This is a genomic window from Bacillus sp. AR13-1, from assembly GCF_008042285.1.
GTDB lineage: Bacteria > Bacillota > Bacilli > Bacillales > Bacillaceae_G > Bacillus_A > Bacillus_A mycoides.
Genome location: NZ_QNUA01000034.1, coordinates 1 through 17963, shown reverse-complemented (window position 1 = coordinate 17963; position 17963 = coordinate 1). Strand labels below are relative to the sequence as shown.

The window sequence follows — 17963 nt, the reverse complement described above, 5'->3', positions numbered from 1 at the left end:
AACCTTATATAAAATACATCCCCATACTCTTTTAAGAGCTTTTCTTAAATTTAGCAACCCATACAAACACTATTAGTAAGATAGAAAACAAAAATAGCCCTAAAGCTGAAACTGGTAAAATAATTTGAGATACAAACCAATAGAAACTAGAGTCACTGATGGGTAGTATACTTATTAATAAAATACATGAAAGTATTGCAAACATAATCCCATTTCTCGTTTTTTGATTTGTAATTGATAACAAATCTGGTATAAGAAAAACAACAAGTGATAGACGAATAAAGATCCCTACAAGCCACTGATACACGGAGAGAAAGTCTAAATTTTCAATGTACCTTCCTATTGACACAAGTCTCCATTCTTCAAATGCCGGATACCGTTGGTTTGCTGCTACGAAAGGTCCAAATTCTATAATAGCTGCCATAACTGGGCCTATTGTGATACCGATAATAACCATTCCCAAAGCGATCAGTTGATATAATTTGACTTTTGAACAAATGTGATGCTGTAAGAAAAGAATAAAAATCAACTCTAAAAATCCTGCTGCAGGATAAACCATTCCCTTTAATACTGGCTTCATTCCATTTTCCATCATTGGCTGAAGTAAAGAATAATCTTTATGCGGAACATTTGCAAACATTACAAAAAAACCAAGTAGAAATACAATAGGTAACAAAACACCTGTTGTAAGTGCAATAGATTGAATTCCTCTTGTAGCATTATAGAGACAAATCATTGAAAAAAGTATTCCTAATACAAAGTGAGGTGTTTCTGGTAAATAAAAAGAGAAAAAAGTTAATGTTTCTTTTAGTGCAACGACACCAATTGTTATTAAATAAATCACAACTATGAATATGATTGGATATACACTGAGTTTCCCAAAATTATTTTTTAACCACGAAAACAAGTGTTCATTTTTTATGTTTCTATATATGATGAATATTAATGAAATCCAAATCAAGTATATAATGCTTACTAATATGATAGAGATCCACGAATCTCTACCTGAGGTATCTAATAACATAGGAATCATAATGACATGATTAATTATCCCAATACTACCAATGAGTATCATAGAAACTTGAAATAAAGTAATTGTTTGCTTAGTCATACATACCACCATATTTTGTAATGAATAAATATTACATAGTATAACTGATACATTGCATCTTTATTCCAAATGGTTAGTGCTTAGAGCCATGGACAATTAAACGCTCTTATTTATAAAATCTATCACATGAGATGTAAGCTAGTTCCTTTTTACAGATAAATAATTAAACGGGACAGTATTTAGATCATACACCTAAATACTGTCCCGTTTTTTATATGCAATTCTTCAATGATATAGTAAACCGATCATAACAAAAAGAACCTGTAGAATATACTACAAGTTCTTTTTCAAAAATTGTTAAAAAGGGAATAACAAACTATCTTAACATTCAATACAGGGAGACCATTTTAATTATGGCTTGGTTATATTGTATATCAAATATAAATATTTGAAGAAACTAATTTCGAAAATTATGTGAATTAAAAAACTAGGGTGTTTATATTAAATTTCGTTTACTACCAACTTCTTTTTACTTAAATAGACTGCACGGTCTGATTTTTTAGCAACTTCCTGTGAGTGCGTCACAACAATAATACATTTATTTTCTTTATGTGCAAGTTCTTGAAACAGTTCTATTATATCCATTGCCGTTTCTTCGTCGAGGTTTCCTGTCGGCTCATCCGCAATCAGTAAATCAACATTACAAGATAACGCTCGAGCGATTGCAACACGCTGCTGTTGCCCGCCACTTAGTTGCAGAACATTTCGTTTCGCTTCTACTTCTGTAAGTCCTACTTTCTCTAATAATTCTAATGCCCTTGCCGTTTTATTTTGCACTTTAACACCTGTAATTTCCATTGCTGTTAAGACATTTTGAAGAGCACTCATATAGGTAATCAAATTATAAGATTGGAAAATTACCGATACATTTTGATTACGGTACCGATCCAAACCAATTTTTCGAATATCCTTTCCATTAAATAGTACATAACCATTTTTAGGTATATCTAGCCCACAACCTAAGCTAAGCGTAGTGGTTTTACCAGATCCGGATGGTCCTAGAATCGTGTAGAAATGTCCTTTTTGAAAAGAAAAGTTAACATTTTCTAGTATCGCTACTTTTTTTCCGTTACTTTCATAATAATAATCTAAGTTTTTAAATTGTAAAATCGTCTCCATATCGAGCCTCCTTATTCATCTTTTAAAAGAATTTGTTTTGGATTCAGGCGTAGAATAGATAATGCTGGAAGAAGCGTTGCTAATATAGCAATAGCTAGTCCAATCCCCCCCATTTTCCCTACATCTTCGCCTTTTACACTTACATTAATTTTATCAATTGGATCCTCTTTTTGATTTTGTACAGTTCCACCAGGTCCAGCTACCATTACAGTTCCATTTTGTGAGGTGTTTGTTTCTTCTCCTGCTGTAGCAATTTCACTCGAAAGTAAATTATTCCCTATGAATTGAGAAATTTTTGCTCCTGTTGTTATGGATAATCCAAATGCTAAAATAGCGATACATACTACTTCTACTACGAACTGCGCCATCAGTTTCCACTTTTTCTCTCCAATGGACAATAGAATCCCCATTTCCTTACGACGTGCTTTAATCGATAACATAATGATTAACCCTAAAATAATCGCACCTGCAATTGATACAATATAAATAATCATTTGAGAAGTTGATGAGATATTTTCGATAGGCCCAATCATTTGTTTATACAACGAATCATGTGCATCTAATTTATAATAATTAAAATCAATATCAGATTTTTTTGCTTCTTCTTTAAATGCTTCAATGTTTTGTGGATCTTTCAAGAAATACACGACTTGAATGCTACTTATACCTTGATCTATTTCTAATTTTTTCATAGTTGAATGCGGCATATATAGTTTATTAGCTGGATCCATTATAGGAGGAGCTTGTTGCCCCATTGCTTGCTCATTCGTTTCGTAAATACCGATAATTTCAACCTCCAGGGTTTCCTTCTTATCCCCTGATTGCACTTTAACTTTGTCTCCTACTTTCAAGTTGTTTAATTCCGCTAATCGTTTTTCCATTAAAGCTACATTCTGATCTTTCATCTGTTCTGTAATTGGTTTCCCATCAGTGATTTTACTTTTTCCATTCTTAAAGCTTTCTTGTAATGCAGTTTTGCGAACTCCCTCAATCATAAAAGAAGAATTCATATCTATTTCTGTACCGGAGCCTGAACCGCCTCGTACAGCCGCCATTCCCGCCTTACCTTTTCCTTCTTCTTCTCCTTCTGAAGCTCCTACTAGTTTAAGTCCGTCAGAAATTCCGAGAGTGCTAGTTATGTAATTATAGTCTTTTACATACTTTGACTTCGCTAATTGATCTGCTTCTTTTGTATTAAGCTTCGGTGGATTAGGCATCTCTCCAGTTTCCCTAGCTTGTTGACCTAATTTGTCAAAATCAAGACTTAAAGTAACATCTGCACCGAGTTTTTTTCTTGCTGCATCAGCAGCTTTTTTTGATGCATTTTGGATTGTGAATCCTGCCAACACCAAATTTGTAACAATTAGGAAAATCGCCATCAAAATTAATGATGTTCCTACTCTTTTTTTCATACTGAGAATTGCTCGTTTCATAAAGTTCATTTTTTCTTACCTCCTTGATAACTTGTATTCTATATAGGTTATCTAGAGTCTATATGGAGCTAATCGGTAGTTTATCTAGAGATATAAGGAGTTTATGTGTAGTTATTCATTGACCTGGTCAAGAAAGATCGGAACACATATTCAAAAACGTAATCGTTTTTGAATATTGGCAAGGAAGTTATGGCTTTAGATAGCATTGAATGAGAGCATACAAATCCATGCTTATTACGTAATTTCTATACAACAAATAAAAACCACCCTATTTGAATGGTTCTATGTGTGCTTGTTAAATATGAAAATTCATTAAAGAATATGGAGGTTTTTTGAAGTTGGTCGGATTTTCTAATAATAATATTGTGTTAAAAAGCCTAAATTATAATTTTATAAGTTAGGCTTTTATGCTATCTATAAGAAAAAGTTATAGAGACTCATAATATTTTATAATTTAACCTATTGTATTTAAACAAGTAAAATAAAAGTAACAAGTGCATACATTAAGGAGGTTTTTTGATAGTGACAGAAACTATAACATTTAGGATTGCAACGGCAGATGATTTAGATGAAATTGTAAAAATGCTTGCTGATGATGTTTTAGGAAATAAAAGAGAGCGCTATGAAACACCACTCCCTGATAGTTATATAAGAGCATTTCATGCTATTGATTGTGATCCAAATAACGAGTTGATTGTAGCGTGTGATGGGACGGAGATTGTCGGTATTCAACAAATTACATTTACGCCTTACATTGTACGTCAAGGGGGTTGGAGAGCTACAATTGAGGGTGTACGGACAGCCTCATCAAAACGTGGTAAAGGTATAGGAAGTAAACTTATTAAATGGGCTATTCAACGTGCTAAATTACGGGGATGTCATTTAGTACAGTTAACAACAGATAAAGAACGACAAGAAGCTTTACACTTTTATAAGAAATTAGGTTTTAAAGATTCTCATGAAGGATTAAAACTCTTTCTCTAATGAATATAGCTATTTATATACCAAAAAGACGTATATTGTAAGGTTAATTAACTATAGGCTTCGAAAATTATGGTAACTATCACTGTATTAAATATACAAATTGACACATTGTCTTTCATATAAATTACGTCACTTCAAAAGGTGTACCTTTTGATACGAAAATAAGCAAGTTAATGTTCTCTTTTATGAATGAGAATATTAACTTGCTTTTTAGGTTTTTGTAAAAGATATTTATAGTTTTATTTTATTGATAGCTTTATAATATAATATACAAATTCCCCACCTGTTTTATAATTCAAGCATCTACTATTAGGAAAAGAGAATATTTTACAATTAATTTACAGCATAAATTTTGTCCATCTTTTAGACGATATGTATTTTGGAGGAGGTTAATTTGATTTTTTCAAAACTCATTGATCGATACGCCTTGTATGATTTGCACAAAAAAAGAAGTGTAAAGTTTCAGTATACTTCTCTTTCTAACACCTCACTATATATAAAGGACATAGAATTTTTTTATAAAGTAAAACCATCTCATATTCATTTTAACATTAAGCATTTAAAACAAGAAAAGGAATACATGGTTGGACAATTCAAATATAAAAGCTCGGTTCAATCTGGTGATTCACGCAACGATTCTGTCACTAGAGAATTATTTTTACATAAAAATGAAAATGCACCTCATGTCATCTTTGTTCACGGTTGGAGAATGGATTCTAACGAACGTGTAAAAAAAATATTCCACGACCATATGACCAACTTGAAGTGGAATATGTATTATTTCACTTTACCATATCATTTTGACAGAAAACCGAACCAATCCCTATACAGTGGAGAGTACATGGTAAGTGCCAATGTTGAACGAACTGTAGAAGCAACTAGACAAGCGGTAGCTGATTTACGAACTTTGATCAAATGGATAAAAGAAAATAAAAATGGTCCCTTGATTTTAATAGGAATCAGTTTAGGTGGAGTTATTACTAACTTAACATCTCTTGTTGAACCAGAAATTGATGTGTTAGCATCCATTTTCTACGCGAATCGACTCTCATATTCAATTTGGAAGACAAATCCAGGTAATTTTATTAGAGAAGATTTGGAACATCATGGTGTTACGTATGATGATTTAATAGCTTATTGGAAAATCACTGAACCGAGTCAAGCGTTACCAAAAGTAAAAAAAGAAAATATTTTATTAATTTCAGGTAAGCACGATCTATATGTGCACTCTGAGGATACGGACTATTTGTGGGAATCCTGGGAAAGACCTACACGATATATTTATACATGCGGACATGCCGGGATTGTTCTTAAACGTAAAAAAATTGCAACTGATACTATCAATTTTATTCAGAATCGATTGAACTCCTCACACTTCCCCAAAGACATACCTTAAAGTGAGGGATTACTAAGTATAGAATCTTATACTTGTAATCTTTCATTTTATACCAAGTTCATTTCATATGGAAAAGGGTTACTCATCATTTTCACCAGGGGCTTATTTTTATAAAAAGAAATTATTGTTGTTTACCCTTTATATGCAATATTACATATAAAAATCTTTAATTGTTCTGTTATAATTTTAAGAGTAAATTATGCATCCATTAATTTACACCATCCATATCTACAGTTATGGAAACCCTAATTACATATAAAAAAGAGAAGAACTTTGGTGAGTTCTTCTCTTTTTTATATTTTTTTAAGATTACTATCCAAAGTAATTATTGCAATTACTTTAAGCTGGCTTTTGAATTATAAATTCTGATTTTCATACTTCTTCATGAGTCTAGATAAGAAAAAAGAATCTACTCCTTTTCTAGCCAAATAAAAGAATTTTTTTTAAACAGTTATTTTAATTTGTACTGTTTTCCTATATTAATGCCTGCCCATGAGTATTTCCCTGAATTATATATTAAGGAATGAAAATGGATTAATTCTTTCCGAGTATGAATTCGAATAGGTATCACTTGCAATATGTCATTAAAATAAAAAGGATTATCACTTGGTTTAATTAGAAGACTAAGTGTACATAAATACAACGACATGAAAACACTTTGCTCCTAAATCCACTACTTGTATTATTGGTTGTGTGAAACTCCTTCTTGAGAAAGGCTTTAATTTCCGAATATTCTGTTGACTGTTATCGCATATCCAATTTACAATTTAATTGTGATATTTTTTCACAATTAAACTACTTAGAATACACTTCATTTATTCGAAAACAATTACAAATAGAGGTGCTAAAATGAAAACAAGAGTAAATCCAGAGTTATTACAAGGGTTAGAGATGTTTCCAAATCTCGATTTACACCCGGAAAACTTGCAATCAATCAGAGAAGGAATAGCTCAAATGAGACCACCTACCGTTGTTGATGAATCCCTTTCGTTAACAGATGAAGTCATTGTTGGACCTGATGATAATCCGTTACCATTAAGAATTTATCGTCCAAAATCAAATAATGAACCTTTACCTGTCTTATTATGGATACATGGTGGTGGTTATATCTTAGGGTCTATAGATGATAACGATGATACTTGTATGAGGTTTGCAAAAGAAGCTGGCTGTGTGGTCGTGTCTGTAGACTACCGCTTAGCACCTGAACACCCTTACCCAGCACCAATTGAGGATTGTTATTCAGCTTTAAAATGGATTGCTGATAATGCGAAGTCATTAAACATTGATTCGAATCGAATTGGGGTTGCAGGAGTAAGCGCTGGAGGTGGACTAACAGCAGCATTATCATTATTAGCCCGAGATCGAAAATATCCTTCAATTTGTTTACAGATGCCACTCTATCCAATGATTGATGACCGAAATAATACACCTTCAGCGAATGAAATTAAAGAAGGATTTGTTTGGAATCAAAAGGCAAATGAAGCCGGTTGGAAAATGTATTTAGGAGAAATGTATGGAACAGATCAAATCCCTGTCTATGCAGCGCCTTCTCGAGCAGAGGATTATAGTGATTTACCATATACTTACACATTTGTTGGTCAATTAGATCCATTCCGCAGTGAAACATTAACCTATGTAAGCAAACTAGCGCAAGCTGGTGTTGATGTCGAGTTTCATTTATATCCAAATGCCTATCACTGGTTTGAAGGGTTAAATCCAAATGCCGATGTATCTATTTACGCTGTAAACGAAATGGTACAAGCAGTAAAGACTGGTTTCAAAAGAGTCTCTAAGGTTGAGGCTTAATCCCTTTACAAGAAAAACACTCGTAAATAGTATAATAGCCGATTCTCATTTAGAATCGGCTATTAATATGTAAAATTCACCTAATATATCAAGGTTGAGAAACAGATATAAGATGTTTAGGCGATGTGTTTATTTCCTCTGCCAACGCCTTAATGCTCATCATGATTTGAAGTATTTCTTCTAATGTTGTCCTCGGGTTGATAGAGCAAAGTCGAATTACTACTTTTTCTTTTAATTTAGTCGTACTTAGCATAGCAAATCCTCTTTGATTAATTTCTTCCACCAGTTTTTTGTTTATTTCATGAATTGTTTCTGTAGACGTTCGCTTACAAGGAATATAACGAAAAGTAACAATTCCTAATTGGGCAGGTGTTACTACTTCCCAATCTTTTTCTTTCCTTAAAAACTCTTCAACTTGTTCAGCCAACATAATGCCATGATCTATTGCCTCACGAAAAGCTGTGACTCCAAATGCTTTAAAAGAAAGCCATACCTTTAATGCCCTAAATCTACGAGAAAGTTCAATTCCACGCTCCCCAAAATTCACTTTTTCTTCTATATTAGTTTCTGTATCCTTAATATACTCTGGGATCATACGGAACGTTTTACTTAAATATTGGCTATTGCGAATGAGTACACAACCAACATCATAAGGCTGAAAAAGCCATTTATGCGGGTCTAACGTCAAAGAATCAGCACGATGAATTCCTCTTAACACCTCCCTTCCTTTTTCACTGAGAATTGCTGCAGCCCCATAAGCACCATCCGCGTGTAGCCATACATCTTCATCACCACATAGATCAGCCAATTCATCGAGGGAGTCCACCGCTCCGCAATTCGTTGTCCCTGCATTAGCAATAACACAAAATGGTTTTTTCCCTTTTAATCGATCTTCTTTTATTTGCTTTCTTAAAGTACTAACTGAAATTCTTAAATCTTCATCTGTTTCAATTCGGCAAATTTGATGATGTTTAAAACCTAATACTTTAAGTGCTCGATCTACAGAAAAATGAGTTTGGTTAGAAAAATACACAACCGCATTTTCTATGTCATTATTCAGCTTGACCTGTCTCGCTACAGTAAGTGCAGTCAAATTAGCCATGGAACCGCCACTGACAAATAGCCCTTCAGCTGAATCAGGGAATCCTAGCATTGATTTTAACCAGTTGATTGTCGTTAATTCAATTTGTTCAGCACCTGCACCTACTATCCAAGCTGTAGGAAATACATTAAACCCACTTGCTAAAAAATCTGCTATTACACCAACATAATTATTAGGACCTGGCACAAAAGCCATAAAATGAGGATGATCCACATGAGTAATTTGATTAAACACATTGTTATTAAGAAAATGAAGTAACTCTTTTGGATTGGATCCGTTTTCTGGAATCGTTTCAATTAGCTTGTCTCTAAAAATATTACTATCAATCGTTTCCGAAACTGGTTTACTTTTTAAATGATTCATATGATCAACAATCAAGTCCACCGCTTGATATCCTAACTGACGCATCTCTTCGGCTGATAACTGCAAGTTTTTTGTCATTTGGTTTACTCCTATTCTATTTAAAAAGGCGAGTTCTTGCTCGCCTTTTCATTTTTTATAATTTGTAATCACCGATTGCCTGTATTGGATTTTGAAGAATCATGTTGATTAACTGATGGATGTGATTCAATATTTCCTGTATTTTCTCCGCTTCATATACGGTTTGATCATATCCAAACTTTATTGTAAGTTTCTCTTCAGGGAAGCACATAATTCCATACTTTACATGAGGCTCATCAACAACTTCGTAATCTGTGATGGCAAAATTTCTGTTTTCATTTGAAGAAAAGATAGCTGAGTTAGTCGGATAGTTTTCAAAAACCCAAAGATGGTCAGTCAACTCAGTTTTTAATTCACTTTGTTTTTGTATATCAACAAATGAATAGTATGCATACTCATTACATTTCAATGTTTCTAGTTGTACTTTTTGCAGGAAGTCCACAAAAGATTGCGTTTCTGTCCATGCTAGTCGGATAGGCAAAATATTTGTGAACAGACCGAACATATTTTCAATCCCTTCTACTTCGGGAGGTCTGACTGATACTAGATTAGGTAATACTACTTCTCTCATTCCGTTGTATTTGCCAAGCAATATTCCCCATACAGCTAGTAATGCCGAATTCATAGTTATATTGTTTTTAGTTACAAATGTCTGTAACTGATTAGTCAAATCCTTATCTAATGTTAAATCCATAAATGTGAAATTTAACCCTTCACTTTGAGTTGGTACTTTCTTTTTAGGAATACTAATTTTCCGATTGTATCCTGATAAATAATCCCGCCAAAAATGACGTGCTTTCTCATGATCTCGTGCTACAGTCCAATCTATGAATGTCTCAAAAGGTTTCACTATAGGTAACTCTGCCGTAGTTCCCGCATTTATTGTTTCATAGAGCTGGAATAATTCGTCTATCAAAATGCTGACGCTCCAACCATCACATAATAGATGATGGGAACTCCAAACCACCCTATGCTCGTTATTTTCTAGTTGGAATATACAAAGACGGGTCATGAGTTCATCATTTTTGAATCCTTGACTTAAATTTTCATTCATCCACTGGTCTAGGAATTCTTGCTGTTCTTGTTTCGTCATCTCAATCAAGTTTTTTATCTCTGAAATCATTTGAACATCATGTAGAACAGCTTGCCAAGGTTGTGCTTGTTCATCTTGCACAATTATCGTTCTTAAAGAATCATGACGATCAACTAATTGTTGGAAACACTGAATAAAGAGATTAATATCCAGCTCCCCCTCAAGTGCCCAAATTGTTTGTTCGAAATATGCATTTGTATCAGGTTCAGTCGCAGCATGTTCATAAATAACTTCCTGGAAAGGTGCCAATGGGTAAATACGTTCTATTTTTATTTCTGGCATTTTTTCTTGTATTTTGATAAGTGTATGTTGATTAAGTTGTTTATCTTTAACATTTAGTACTGTAACTTTATTATCGTTCATTTTGTTTACATCACTTGTTTGCGAATTTGGAAGATGATCAAGCTTTTTAACAAATTGAACCATGTCTCCTAATATAGGAAATGAAAATAAATTTTTTGGCTCCAGCTCAAATCCTTGTCTATACAGTCTGACGGAAACTTGAATCGCTTTTATCGAATCTCCACCTAAGGCAAAGAAATGATCATTTACTCCAATCCGATTTACTTTGAGTACTTCTTGCCAAACACTAGTTAATATTTTTTCCATTTCCGTTTTTGGAGCAATAAATACTTCATTTGTTTGTTTCTCCGGAGTAGGGAGCGCTTTTCTATCTAATTTCCCGTTTGGAGTCAAGGGCAATTGTTCCAAATAAACAAAATAAGAAGGAATCATGTAACCTGGCAAGTGATCTCGCAAATGCTTTCGAAGTTCTGTTGTGCTAATATTTTTCTCAGTTACCACATATGCGACTAAAAACTTTATACCATACTCATCTGTCTGATCAATCACTACTGCATGTTCGACTTGTTTGTAAGTGAGAAGACAATGGGCGATTTCTTCTAACTCTACTCGATATCCTTGAATTTTGACTTGATAATCTTGGCGGCCTAAAAATTCAATATATCCCTCAGGATGCATTTTTCCACAGTCTCCTGTCTTGTAAATAAGACCAAAATCAGGATGTGATACAAATGCTTCATTTGTTTTCTGTTCATCATTTAAATATCCTTTAGCAAGGCCCACTCCCCCGATATATAAATCTCCAATTACACCAACAGGGCACATTTTCTTTTCATAGTTCAACACATAATACGTTTGGTTTGCCAAAGGAATCCCGTATGGAATACTTTTCCAATGCGATTCCACCTGTTTGACCGGATAATAAATTGACCAAATCGATGCTTCTGTTGCTCCTCCGAGTGAAACTACTTCCGCAATCGGAAAATGTCGTTTTATTTTTTCTGGTAAAGAAAGTGGAATCCAATCTCCACTATGTAAAACTAAACGCAAGGAAGAATGTTCAAAATGAGAACCTACTTGATCTAATGCCAAATCCATAATTGCAGGTACTGTATTCCAAATTGTAATTCCTCTACGTTCGACAGTACGGATTAATTCTTGCATGTCTCTTGGGTCACGAATCATTACCAACATTGCACCTGTGCTTAACGTTCCGAAAATATCGTATACAGATAAGTCAAAACACATAGAAGAAATACCAATAATACGATCATCTTCATTTACCTGATATTTTTGATTAATATCTTGAATGGTATTTGCAACCGCTTGGTGAGTAATAATTACTCCTTTCGGTTTTCCTGTACTTCCTGAAGTGTAGATAATATAGGCAAGATCTTCCGGACCAGCAATAGCAGGCATATCTTCTGTTGTGTATAATGACAAGCGGTTTTCTGCATAAAGACTAGGTTCTAATAAAAGTTTGCATGAGCTATTTTCTAAAATATATGTTTGGCGATCTGAAGGATGGTCGGGATCAATCGGAACATAAGCGGCACCTGCTTTTAAAATACCTATCATATTAACAATTGTGTCAACTCGTCTTTGTGCTAAAAGACCAACCTTGTCACCTAGACCAATTCCTTGTTCTTTTAAAAAGTGCGCAACTTGATTGGAGCGCTTATGAAGCTCCGAGTATGTTAAGTAGTCTTGTTCAAAAACTACTGCTACTTCATCCGGTGTACGTTTTACTTGGTCTGTAAATAATTGATTTAAAGTAGTCGACGGTATTTTTTCTGTTGTCTCATTGTATTGCTCAATTAAAGCATGGTCTAACTCTTTCATTTGCAAAGATGTTACGTCACTTTGTTTCACTAATTGTTCCAATAAGTCAACAAATTGGTGAAACATCGCTTCTATCACATCAACATCAAACAATTCTTCAACATAGTTCCAGCTAATTAATAACTCTCCATTTTTTTCAATTACCACATTATCCAAATGCACTTGTGGAGTCCGAGCATGAATATGGCGAAGTGAACCAAGTTGTTCCCAAGCAAAAGCCCCCGCACCTGCTAGCATCGAAGTGAAAACAATTGGCATAACTGCTTTTGGCGTCATTTGATGATATCGAGTAAAATCTCGAATGAAATTAACTCCATCGTAATGGCGATGTTCGAGACCATCTAATAAAGTAGATTGCGTTTCTTTTACTCTAGTAAAGAAAGATTGATCTGGATTCACATCAACATCCAACAAGATGAGTGAAGTGAAATCTCCCACAATTTGCTCTACTTCTTCATGAACAGGATAACGGTTAAATACAGTCAAATTAATTGCCAATCGACGTTGATTACTCCAATATGCCAATACATCACTATATATTGTACAAAGCAGAGCCGAAGGAGTTACTTCTTTCTCTTGTGCTAACTTTCGTAGCTTTGTCCATATTTCATTGTCCAGGATCTTATTAAGTGATTGGAACTTAGGAGTAGCAATCTCTGCCGGATCCTTTTTTAACAGCAAAGAAGGCGCAAACGGAAAGTCAGGAAGCTTACTTGTCCAATAATCTTTTGCTGTTTTATATTCTGTACTTTGTTCCAGTTCATCATAGATAAACATGTAATCTTGAAAATCAAAAGATAGAGGTTCTAACCTTTGCTCTGGTTTATAATAATAATGAAACAAATCCTGTCCAACGATGTTCATGCTTGCTCCGTCCATTAATAAAGCATCGTATCGAAAACATAATAAATACGTGTCTTCTTTTAAAAGAAAGGCTTTTAATTCAAACAAAGGCCATTGCCCTAAAGGAAATACATGATTAGTCATTCGAGAACGTTCTTCTTGTAAGCGAGCATTTTGATTCCTATCATCTAAATCTATGAGACTTACTATTTCAATCTCGTAATCAGGAACGCTTTGTAATATTTGCTGTTCTCCCTCTGGTAAAATTACAGCTCGTAACATCGGATGACGTTGAATTACCTTTTGAAAACTTTTTGAAAGACGATTGATATTCAATTCTGTTTCATATTCAAAATAAGTTTGAGGTGAAATACCACTTAATTCAAACTGTGAATTCCGTCCTAACATGTACGCTGTCTGAACCTCTGTTAAGGGAAATGGCTTAGACAAATCTTTAACATGGGTTGGTCTATTTTCAAAGTTTTCCGTTTTATGCTCTAACTTTACACAAGTACTAAGTTGAGCAATCGTGGGATGCTTAAAAAAATCTGTTGTACTTATTTTTAAGCAGTCTTTTCTTAATAGATTAATTACCTGAAGTGCTTTAATCGATTCTCCTTTTAAAGCAAAAAAATTATCATGAATACCGATTCCCTCAATCTCCATAACTTTTTCCCATGCATGCACCAATTTTTGTTCAATTTCATTGCGCGGGGCAACGTATGGAATTGATACATAATCTGTTTGTGTTATATCTAATAACCTTTTCCTATCTACTTTCCCATTTGGATTCAACGGAATCTCTTCCACCTGAATCATTTTTTCAGGAATCATAAACTCAGGTAATTTATCACTTAAATATTTTCTGATTTCATCAAAAGAGACCTTATTATCCGATACATAGTACGCAGCTAATAATTTCCTATTTCCATATACTTGATCAACAACGATAGCTTGGTTTATTTCTGGATATTCCCTTAACTGGCTTTCGATCTCTCTTAATTCAATCCGATATCCCCGAATTTTTACTTGATGATCCATTCGACCTAGATATTCAAGTTCTCCATTAGGCAACCAACGAACGAGATCACCCGTATGATACATCATTTCTCCTGCCGTAAAGGGACTCGGTACAAACTTTTCATCTGTCAGTTTAGATTTCCCAAGATACCCTCGTGCTACCGCCACGCCACCAATGCAGAGTTCACCCGGAATTCCAAATGGTTTTAATTGACCATACTTATTCAATATATAGGAATGATAATTCGGGTTGGGACTTCCAATCGTAACTTCTTTGGCAGAGCTCAAATCCTTTACTGTTGCACAAATGGTTGTTTCTGTAGGACCATAAATATTTAAAATTGTCGCTTCACTGATGCATCGGATTTTTTCAACCAAATCAATGGAAAATGCTTCTCCTGCTAACAAAATAGATTTTAAATCTTTTAGAAAATTTGCCCCTTCTGGATCACTCAAAATCACTTCCATTCGCGATGGCGTTGATTCCCATAAATCCACCTTATGTTCTTTGACCAAATAAGCTAATTCTTTTGTTGCGAACTGATCCTCTGTAGCAATAACTACTTTCGAACCTTGTGTTAAAGGCAGACATATTTCTAACAAGGAGATATCAAAAGATACACTAGCAAGAAACAAGAATGACTGATTATCTTTTACTTTTTCTCTCATTACACTTAAAAAATGGACAAGAGATTTCTGTTCTACCATTACCCCTTTTGGATTCCCTGTCGATCCCGATGTGTAAATAACATAAGCTAAATCATTAGGATAACTTTCTCGAACTAAATTACTTTCCTCACCTTGGAAGAGATATTCCTCATCAAGATACAGCACTTCACCCGCAAATTGCGGCAATTCTACTTCTGTTCGCTTGCTCAGTAAACATTTCGCTTGACTATCTTGTAACATATATTCAATTCGTTCATTTGGATAGTTAGGATCGATTGGTAAATACGCTGCTCCTGCTTTTAAAATCCCCACCATGCCAATGATCATTTCCAATGACCGATCTACCATAACCCCAATAATACTTTCTTTGGAAACACCTTTACTTTGAAGAATAGAGGCCAATTGATTTGCTTTCTTATTCAATTCTCTATATGTCAAAGATTGATCATTACAAACAACAGCAATTTGATCTGGGGTTTTTAACACTTGTTCCTCAAACAAATTTTGAAATGATTGAGACAATTCTATGTCCGCCTGACCTTGATTCAATTCTTCTAGCAACTCTTTCTCTTCTTCTGAAATGATACAAATATCTTTCACAGCCAAATTCGAATTTGTTGACACTTGCTTTAAAACATAAAGATATGAATTTGCAAACTGTTGCAAAGAAGAGAATGAATGAGACTTGAAAGAAATTTGAATTTCAAATTCATTATGTATTTCATTCCATTCTCTTTGTATCCAGATGGCTAAATTATTCTCTGCATATTCTTCTATCAAATTTTTATTATGTAATCCTTCCATCCCAATAACAATTTGAAAAGGAGTTAAATGGTGTTTCGCTAATAATTCAGAGAGTGGATAACTCTGATTGTCATACCCGAATAAAGTCGTTTGTTCAATCTGATTTACTACTTGTTTAAAGCTGTGATGCGGATAGATTTCACTTCCTAAAGGAATCAACTTATTAAGATTCTCGCTTTGTTCAATATTCTTTTCAATTACAGGAATACCAATAGTAATCCTTTCTTGATCTGTATAGTGTGCCAAACAAATCCTTAACGCGGCCTGTAACCAGCTAAATAATAATAAATCTTGAGACTTAATTACTTTTTGTATACTTTTACTAAACTCTACATTCATTATGACTTGAACGTGCTCGTAAGGATTTTCTTTATTTAGTTGGTAACCGCTATTAAATACAGAAAAATCGAGAACCTCGGAAGATAACTGCTCTTTCCAAAACGCCTCTACCCCTTTATTTTCATGAATCGAACTTCGATCTTTAATGTGCATTTTTATCTTTATCCCCCTAATATTCATTTCATCTATTCGTTAATTTTCAAGCCAACTTCAAGCCCATGGAGAAATACTTGATGGTTATCCAAACATAAAAATTGCTGAATCTCTTCAAATTTCATATGACCAACTGAACAAACGCCTAAATTCAATGTCTCAGCCACCATATTTAAGGTAGCAGTGATAATACCAGACTCAATACAAGCAAATAAATATCCATCTGAACCGTATTTCGGGATGGAAGCGTTCGCATTATAAACCAAATAAACTGAAAAGGCAGACTGAGTAAATAAATCTTGGTTAATTAACTCATGATCACTTTTGATTACTTGATCAATATTATTTACAATCACAAGACAGTTTTTTGCTGGGTTATAATAATAAAACCCAGCTTTCATACCTTCTATACGTTTTGGTTTTATATAAATAAAGATATCAATAGGGTAGAGTCCGCCTGCACTTGCGTAATGATAGTATATATGTTCTTTCCTAACCTGTTTTAGAGTTGATATGAATTGGGAAAATTCTAAAAAACTAATATGTTTTTTCATATCAAATTGGCGACAAGACCTACGTTCCTTGATTATAGTGGGTAACTCATTTGTTGTTTCAAGTTGAATTTCGGTTGACCGCACAGCATGGTGTGTTCGATTCAATTGTTCACTCATATACTTATCTAAATCTTCTTTAGAAAAGCGAATCTGGTTGCTATATGGATTCGGAAAAATCTTTTCTTGTGTGGAAAATACTTCTCTTGGGTGTAATATGTTACTTACTAACACACGATTTTTTATCATAAGCTCTACTGTTTTTTGTGTCTCTTCTACATTTCCTAACGAAAAGTGCTCTACTAGTTCACTAATTTTCACACCTTTTTGAGTAAAAAAATAAAACTCAGGAAACCACTCAGACAAAACGCCTGTAAATCTTGTTTCTCCTATCAAAATTTCATTATGCAACTTCTCCCAATGCTTAATAGGAGACCAGTAATAAATTTGCTCGCTCATATAACCCTCCATAAACGTTTTACTTATTTTTAAAATACAATTTTCTAATCTACAAAAATAGTCCTTAGATTCTGCCCTTTGTTTCATAGTGATTATAAATACATGTACTTCAACGTAACTTGAGAATAATGAAATAACTTTTTCTTCATTGAAATTTTTTATTTCGTCATAAAAAATGATTTTTTATTAGACATTTTACATCCTTTCCCATAGTAATCCTATAAGGTATAAACCATTTGGAACATTGAGAATTTCCATGTATTTTCAATGTGAAATTATTGTAATGGATTGGAAAGCAGATGGAAATAGTTATTAAACAAAATAATATTGAGAAAGTTTTATTTGTTATAGCGATAAAATTTTCTAATGAGATTTATTACAAATAGATTAAGAAAAGAATTTGAAATTTTTCTTTAGAAGTTAGTGTAAAAATGCACATACTATTACATACAAGTGAGTTATTAACATATCGTATTTAAAATAGAGAAAAGACAC

At 33.7% G+C, this 17963-nt stretch carries 9 protein-coding genes; 3 read left to right on the top strand and 6 right to left on the bottom strand.

The window, feature by feature from the left end; all coding sequences use genetic code 11:
* Positions 1–31 precede the first annotated feature (31 nt).
* The 3 genes from gerXB to DN408_RS21735 form a co-directional block, all read right to left on the bottom strand.
* On the bottom strand, positions 32–1111 hold the full coding sequence (gerXB, locus tag DN408_RS21745) for a spore germination protein GerXB (RefSeq protein ID WP_016127043.1): 1080 nt from the start codon (positions 1109–1111) through the stop codon (positions 32–34).
* A gap of 441 nt (positions 1112–1552) precedes the next feature.
* Complete coding sequence (locus tag DN408_RS21740) at positions 1553–2230, bottom strand: ABC transporter ATP-binding protein (RefSeq protein ID WP_003189466.1); 678 nt, start codon at positions 2228–2230, stop codon at positions 1553–1555.
* An 11-nt stretch (positions 2231–2241) separates the two neighbouring features.
* Positions 2242–3672, bottom strand: coding sequence for an ABC transporter permease (locus tag DN408_RS21735; RefSeq protein WP_147740393.1), 1431 nt, complete (start codon positions 3670–3672; stop codon positions 2242–2244).
* Between the two features lie 513 nt (positions 3673–4185).
* On the opposite strand from DN408_RS21735, the gene DN408_RS21730 reads away from it, so the two are divergent.
* From DN408_RS21730 to DN408_RS21715, 3 genes are all read left to right on the top strand, one after another.
* On the top strand, positions 4186–4647 hold the full coding sequence (locus DN408_RS21730) for a GNAT family N-acetyltransferase (RefSeq protein WP_002032325.1): 462 nt from the start codon (positions 4186–4188) through the stop codon (positions 4645–4647).
* Between the two features lie 394 nt (positions 4648–5041).
* Complete coding sequence (locus DN408_RS21725; RefSeq protein ID WP_078179280.1) at positions 5042–6043, top strand: alpha/beta hydrolase; 1002 nt, start codon at positions 5042–5044, stop codon at positions 6041–6043.
* Positions 6044–6892: 849 nt separating this feature from the next.
* A complete protein-coding gene (locus DN408_RS21715; RefSeq protein ID WP_002127565.1) occupies positions 6893–7849 on the top strand; it encodes an alpha/beta hydrolase in 957 nt (318 codons plus the stop codon).
* Positions 7850–7937: 88 nt separating this feature from the next.
* Here the strand turns inward: DN408_RS21715 and DN408_RS21710 are convergent, their stop codons facing one another.
* From DN408_RS21710 to DN408_RS21700, 3 genes are read right to left on the bottom strand one after another with little or no spacing between them, the layout of a single operon-like run.
* Positions 7938–9392 carry a pyridoxal phosphate-dependent decarboxylase family protein gene (locus tag DN408_RS21710; protein ID WP_002127563.1) on the bottom strand — a complete coding sequence of 485 codons (1455 nt, stop codon included), beginning with the start codon at positions 9390–9392 and terminating at the stop codon, positions 7938–7940.
* A 55-nt stretch (positions 9393–9447) separates the two neighbouring features.
* Positions 9448–16458: a non-ribosomal peptide synthetase gene (locus tag DN408_RS21705; RefSeq protein WP_003189455.1), complete on the bottom strand. Its 7011-nt coding sequence runs from the start codon at positions 16456–16458 to the stop codon at positions 9448–9450.
* 32 nt (positions 16459–16490) lie between these two features.
* Positions 16491–17468, bottom strand: a complete 978-nt coding sequence (locus DN408_RS21700; RefSeq protein WP_016101928.1) for a SagB/ThcOx family dehydrogenase — start codon at positions 17466–17468, stop codon at positions 16491–16493.
* Between the last annotated feature and the right edge of the window lie 495 nt (positions 17469–17963).